We start from the raw sequence: 5,898 nt of genomic DNA, 5'->3' as shown, positions 1-5,898 counted from the left end.
GGCGGCAGCCCAAGCCGCTGAGGCGAGCGCCTCGGGTGGCGGCGCGGGTGGGGGAGGCGTGCCCGCGGACCTCATCCCCTACCTCGACGAGGCCGATGCCCCCGACGAGGACGAGCAGGAGGCCGAGGACGCGGCGCAGAGCGCTGCCGCCGCCGAGGAGGCCGAGCGCACCGAGGCCCTGCGACAACTGGTCGCGCACTCCCTGCTGCTGGGGCCCGACCCGTCGATCCTCGCCGAGATCGAGGGTGAGGACCCGGGGGAGGACATCTGGGGGGAGGAGGACGGGGGAGCCGACGACGCGGGTGCGGGGAAGGCCTCCCACGACGCCGCCCTGGATGCCGCAGAACGTCAGGTGGCCCTGGACGAGCGGGTCGCGGAGATCTACCGCGACATCGTGGCACGTGCCCCCGAGCACAAGGTCCAGCCCTCCACCTCGCGCGTCGAGGCGGTCCTGGACATCCTGGGAGACCCCCAGGACGTCTACCCCTCGGTGCACATCACCGGCACCAACGGCAAGACCTCGACGGCCCGCATGGTGGACTCGCTCCTCTCCGCGCTCGGCATGAAGGTCGGACGCTTCACCTCCCCCCACCTCCAGGACGTGCGCGAGCGCATCTCCCTGGAGGGTGAGCCGATCAGTCGGGAGGGTTTCATCGCCGCCTGGGAGGACGTCGCGCCCTACATCGACATGGTCGACCGGCGTTCCCTCGACGGCGGCGGCCCCCGGCTCTCCTTCTTCGAGGTCTTCACCGTCATGGCCTTCGCGGCCTTCGCGGACCACCCCGTCGACGCAGCGGTGGTCGAGGTCGGCATGGGTGGGTTGTGGGACGCCACCAACGTCATGGACGGGGACGTCGCGGTCATCATGCCCATCGACCTGGACCACCAGAAGTGGCTCGGGGCCTCCGTGGAGGAGATCGCCCGGGAGAAGGCGGGCATCATCAAGCCCCACCAGACCGTCGTCATCGCCCACCAGCCCGACTCCGCCCTGGAGGTGCTCCTGGAGCGCGCCCGGGAGGTGGACGCGGTGGTGCGTCTGGAGGGCGTCGACTTCGAGGTCCTCGGCCGCCAGCTGGGGGTGGGTGGGCAGATGGTCACCATCCGCACCCCGGCAGCCGTCTACGAGGACGTCTTCGTGCCGCTGCTGGGTGAGCACCAGGCCCACAACGCGGCAGCCGCCCTCGTCGCCGCCGAGGCGTTACGCGGAGGCAACGAGTTGGACGGGCGCGTGGTGGAGGAGGGCTTCATGAAGGCCACCTCCCCGGGGCGCCTCCAGGTGGTGCGCACCTCCCCGACGGTGGTCGTCGACGCTGCGCACAACCCCGCAGGTGCGCGCACACTGCGCGACGCCCTGGAGGAGGCCTTCGCCTTCACCCACGTCGTCGGTGTCTTCTCCGCCATGGCGGACAAGGACGTGGAGGGCATGCTCTCGGAGCTCGAACCGGTGCTCGACCACCTGGTCGTCACGGCCATGGAGTCCGAGAGGGCGATGGACGTCGAGGACCTGCGCCGGATCGCGGAGGACGTCTTCGGACCCGACCGCGTGGACGTGCGTGAGGTCCTCGCCGACGCCGTGGACCGGGCCGTGGAGGTCACCGAGGAGACCCTGGACCCCTCGGCCACCACGGGCATCGTGGTCTTCGGGTCCATCGTCCTGGCCGGGGAGGCCACCACCCTCTTCGGTCCGCGCCGCTGAGCGGTGCGCGCACGAGGGGGGCCACCCCCGTGCGCGACGGCTGCGACGTGCAGGGACGGTTCCGATTGGGGGGCGACAGATGGGCCCGGGGGTGGCACCATTGGGGGTGTCACCCGCGGTCCCCACTGGTTGCAAGGAGGCACCCATGAAGAAGCTGGTCAATGACGTCCACGAGGTCGTTCGAGAGTCCCTGGAGGGTTTCGCCCTCGTCCACGCCGACCTCGTCGACGTCCACTTCGACCCCGACTACGTCACCCGCCACCAGCCCAAGGCACCGGGCAAGGTCGGCATCGTCTCGGGCGGGGGCTCGGGCCACGAGCCCCTCCACGCCGGGTTCGTGGGAACGGGCATGCTCGACGCGGCGGTCCCGGGTCCCGTCTTCACCTCCCCGACCCCCGACCCGATCCTGGAGGCCACGAAGGCCTCCGACCACGGTGCGGGCGTGCTCCACATCGTCAAGAACTACACCGGCGACGTCCTGAACTTCGAGACCGCCGCGGAGATGGCCGAGCTGGAGGACATCGAGGTCACCAGTGTGGTCGTCGACGACGACGTCGCCGTGGAGGACTCCCTGTACACGGCGGGCAGGCGCGGGGTGGCCGGGACGGTCCTGGTGGAGAAGATCGCGGGGGCCGCGGCCGAGCGCGGCGACGACCTCGCCACCGTCACCCGGATCGCCACCACCGTCAACGAGCAGATGCGCTCCATGGGACTGGCGCTGGGTCCCTGCACCGTCCCCCACGCCGGCAAGCCCTCCTTCGACCTGGGCGAGGACGAGATCGAGCTCGGCATCGGCATCCACGGCGAGCCCGGTTACCGCCGTGGTCACATGGAGCCCGCCGACACGCTCACGGAGGAGCTCTACACGAAGGTCCGCGACGACCTGGCACTGACCACGGGGGACCGTGTCGTCACCCTGGTCAACGGCATGGGCGGAACCCCCCAGTCGGAGCTCTACATCGTCCACCGTCGCCTCGCCCAACTCCTGGACGCGGACGGCGTGACGATCGAGCGCTCCCTGGTGGGCGACTACGTGACGAGCCTGGAGATGCCCGGCGTCTCCGTCACGCTCCTGCGGGTCTCCGACGACCTGCTCGACCTGTTCGACGCGCCGGTGGACACCCCGGCCTGGAAGTGAGGACACACATGGCCATCGACGCATCTTGGGCCCTTCGGTGGGTCGGCGCGAGTCAGGAGGTGCTCGCGGAGAACCGTGAGCACCTCATCGACCTCGATCGTCAGATCGGGGACGGCGACCACGGGGAGAACATGGACCGCGGCTTCACCGCCGTGGCGAAGACGCTCGCCGACCAACCCCCCGAGGACGTCCCCGGGGTGCTCAAGGTCGTGGCCAAGACGCTGATGTCCACCGTCGGGGGAGCCGCCGGTCCCCTCTACGGGACCGCCTTCCTGAGAGCGGCGAAGGCGGCTCCCGAGGGGGACCTCGACTCCCAGGACGTCGTGGCACTCCTCGCGGGGGCCCTGGAGGGCATCCAGGCGCGGGGCAAGGCGGAGCCGGGGGACAAGACGATGGTGGATGCCTGGGCGGCGGCGGTGGCCGCGGCCCGCGCCGCCGCCGACGAGGGGCGTTCCCCCGAGGAGGTGCTCGACGCCGCCGCGAGGGGCGCCGCCGAGGGGGCTGCCGCCACCGAGCCATTGCAGGCCCGCAAGGGCCGGGCCTCCTACCTGGGTGAGCGCTCCGTCGGGCACCTCGATCCCGGCGCGGTGTCGTCCTCGTTGATCCTCACCGAGGCCGCGCGGGCGGCCGGCGCATGAGCGCCCGCGTCGGGCTGGTCATCGTCTCCCACTCCGACCTGCTGGCCCGCGGTGTCGTGGAGGTCGCCTCACAGATGGCCCCCGACGTCGACCTCGTGGCGGCAGGGGGCACCGACGACCTCTCGTTGGGCACGTCCTTCGACCGTGTCGAGGCTGCCGTCGAGGAGGTCCTCTCCGGGGTGGGGGAGGGCGAGGGAGCGGGAGCCGTGGTCCTCACCGACCTCGGTTCCGCCACACTCACCGCGGAGTCCGTCGTCGAGTTCGCCGACGAGCCCGGGCGACTCGTGCTCGCCGATGCGCCCCTGGTCGAGGGTGCGGTGGCCGCGGCGGTCCGTGCACAGCTGGGGGACACCGTCGACGAGGTCGCCGCCGCCGCCCGCGGCGCAGGGAGGGTTCCGGGCACACCGGACTCCGCGTCCGGCAGCGACGCGCCGGACACGGCACCTCCCGCCATCCCCGTGGTGCGCGCCGACGTCACGGCCCCCTCCGTCCCGGAGGAGGAGCTCACCGCCGACGCCACGGTCCGCGACCCGGCAGGCCTGCACGCCCGCCCCGCGGCCCAGCTCGCGCGCCTCGCGGGCGGATTCGACGCGGAGGTCACCGTCAACGGGGCCGATGCCGGATCCGTCCTGGAGGTGATGGCCCTGGGGGTCCGCCACGGCGACAGGGTGCACCTCACGTCCACCGGTCCCGAGGCCCGCGAGGCCCTCTCCGCCCTGGTCGACCTCCTGGAGTCCGCCGACTGAGCAGCGCGCGACCTGCCGGGTCAGGGTGCTGGAGCGGGTGTCCTGGGACCTATGCTGGTGCCCAGAACGACGAAGTCCACGTGAAGAAAGGTTCCTCATGCCCACACCAGAACTGCTCGATCCCGAGCTGGAGCACAGCCTGGTCATCATCAAGCCCGACGGCTACGCCCGCGGCCTGACCGGGGAGGTCCTGCGCCGCATCGAGGCGAAGGGGTACGCCCTCAAGGGGCTCAAGATCAAGATCGCCTCCCGCGAACTGCTCGAGCAGCACTACGTCGAGCACAAGGACCGCCACTTCTTCCCCGACCTCGTGGACTTCATGTCCTCGGGCCCCCTGGTCGCGGTGGTCGTGGAGGGCATCCGGGTCATCGAAGGCGTCCGCAACCTCATGGGTGCCACCAACCCCACCCTCGCCGCCCCGGGCACCATCCGCGGGGACCTCGGGCGTGACTGGGGCACCGCCGTGGTGCAGAACATCGTGCACGGCTCCGACTCGACCACCTCGGCCGACCGTGAGATCGCACTGTGGTTCCCGGAGCTGGTCTTCCGGGACTGACCACACCCCCGGGGGTGCCGCCACACTGACCGGTGCGGAGCCGCAATGGCGCGGAATCCGCACCGGTCACCCTATTGTGGGGACGTGCACCTCAAGACCCTGACCCTGCGCGGTTTCAAGTCGTTCGCCTCCACGACGACCCTGCGCCTGGAGTCGGGGATCACCTGCGTCGTCGGACCCAACGGGTCGGGGAAGTCCAATGTCGTGGACGCCCTGGCCTGGGTGATGGGGGAGCAGGGTGCCAAGACGCTGCGCGGCGGCCAGATGGCTGATGTCATCTTCGCGGGCACCTCTGCCCGTCCTGCCCTGGGGCGCGCCCAGGTGGAGCTCACCATCGACAACACCGACGGTGCCCTCCCCATTGACTACTCCGAGGTGACGATCTCGCGCACCCTGTTCCGCGGCGGCGGTTCGGAGTACTCCATCAACGGTGCCCCCGCCCGCCTCCTGGACATCCAGGAGCTCCTCTCCGACACCGGCATGGGACGCCAGATGCACGTCATCGTCGGGCAGGGGCAGCTCGACGCGATCCTCTCCTCCACACCTGAGGAGAGACGCGGCTTCATCGAGGAGGCCGCCGGCGTGCTCAAGCACCGCCGTCGCAAGGACCGCGCACTGCGCAAGCTCGCCGACATGGACCAGAACCTGGTCCGCGTGCTCGACCTGACCAATGAGATCCACCGACAACTCAAGCCCCTGGCCCGGCAGGCCCGTGCCGCGCGTCGGGCCTCCGCCATCCAGGCACGGCTGCGCGACGCGCGTGCGCGTCTGCTCGCCGATGACCTCCAGGGCATGCAGGACCGGCTGGCCGCCCAGGAGGACAGCGACCGCGCCCTCGCCCGGCGCCTCGAGTCACTCACCGCGGAGCTCGCCCGTGAGCGTGGGGCCCTGGAGGCGGTCGGCGAGCAGGAGCGTGCCTCGAACCCCCGTCTGGAGTCCGCCACCTCGGCCTGGCGTGAGCTGACGACGCTGCACGAACGCCTCGCCGCCACCGCCATGCTCGCCGCCGAACGGGTCTCGGCCCTCTCCGTGCCGCCCGCCCCACCGCAGGGCGAGGACCCGGACGACCTGGAGCGCCGGGCGCAGGAGGCCACCGCCGAGGACACGGAGCTCCTCACGCAGGT

The 5,898-nt window shown here is 71.4% G+C and carries 6 protein-coding genes; all 6 read left to right on the top strand.

Annotated elements, in window-relative coordinates; genetic code table 11:
• Positions 1 to 58 precede the first annotated feature (58 nt).
• A complete protein-coding gene (locus BQ9890_RS15035; protein WP_075892479.1) occupies positions 59 to 1,696 on the top strand; it encodes a bifunctional folylpolyglutamate synthase/dihydrofolate synthase in 1,638 nt (545 codons plus the stop codon).
• Between the two features lie 145 nt (positions 1,697 to 1,841).
• Positions 1,842 to 2,834 carry a dihydroxyacetone kinase subunit DhaK gene (dhaK, locus tag BQ9890_RS00540; RefSeq protein WP_075888521.1) on the top strand — a complete coding sequence of 331 codons (993 nt, stop codon included), beginning with the start codon at positions 1,842 to 1,844 and terminating at the stop codon, positions 2,832 to 2,834.
• A gap of 8 nt (positions 2,835 to 2,842) precedes the next feature.
• Positions 2,843 to 3,472 carry a dihydroxyacetone kinase subunit DhaL gene (dhaL, locus tag BQ9890_RS00535; protein ID WP_075888519.1) on the top strand — a complete coding sequence of 210 codons (630 nt, stop codon included), beginning with the start codon at positions 2,843 to 2,845 and terminating at the stop codon, positions 3,470 to 3,472.
• On the top strand, positions 3,469 to 4,218 hold the full coding sequence (dhaM, locus tag BQ9890_RS00530; protein WP_075888517.1) for a dihydroxyacetone kinase phosphoryl donor subunit DhaM: 750 nt from the start codon (positions 3,469 to 3,471) through the stop codon (positions 4,216 to 4,218). Before dhaL ends, dhaM begins: the two co-directional genes overlap by 4 nt.
• A 97-nt stretch (positions 4,219 to 4,315) precedes the next feature.
• Positions 4,316 to 4,774, top strand: a complete 459-nt coding sequence (gene ndk / locus BQ9890_RS00525) for a nucleoside-diphosphate kinase (protein ID WP_075888515.1) — start codon at positions 4,316 to 4,318, stop codon at positions 4,772 to 4,774.
• Positions 4,775 to 4,858: 84 nt separating this feature from the next.
• Positions 4,859 to 5,898: chromosome segregation SMC family protein (locus tag BQ9890_RS00520; RefSeq protein ID WP_195907594.1), on the top strand; the 1,040-nt coding region annotated here is incomplete at its 3' end.

The sequence above is a fragment of the Actinomyces provencensis genome (assembly GCF_900155435.1).
Taxonomy (GTDB): Bacteria; Actinomycetota; Actinomycetes; order Actinomycetales; family Actinomycetaceae; genus Pauljensenia; species Pauljensenia provencensis.
This window is presented reverse-complemented; position numbering and strand designations above follow the sequence as displayed.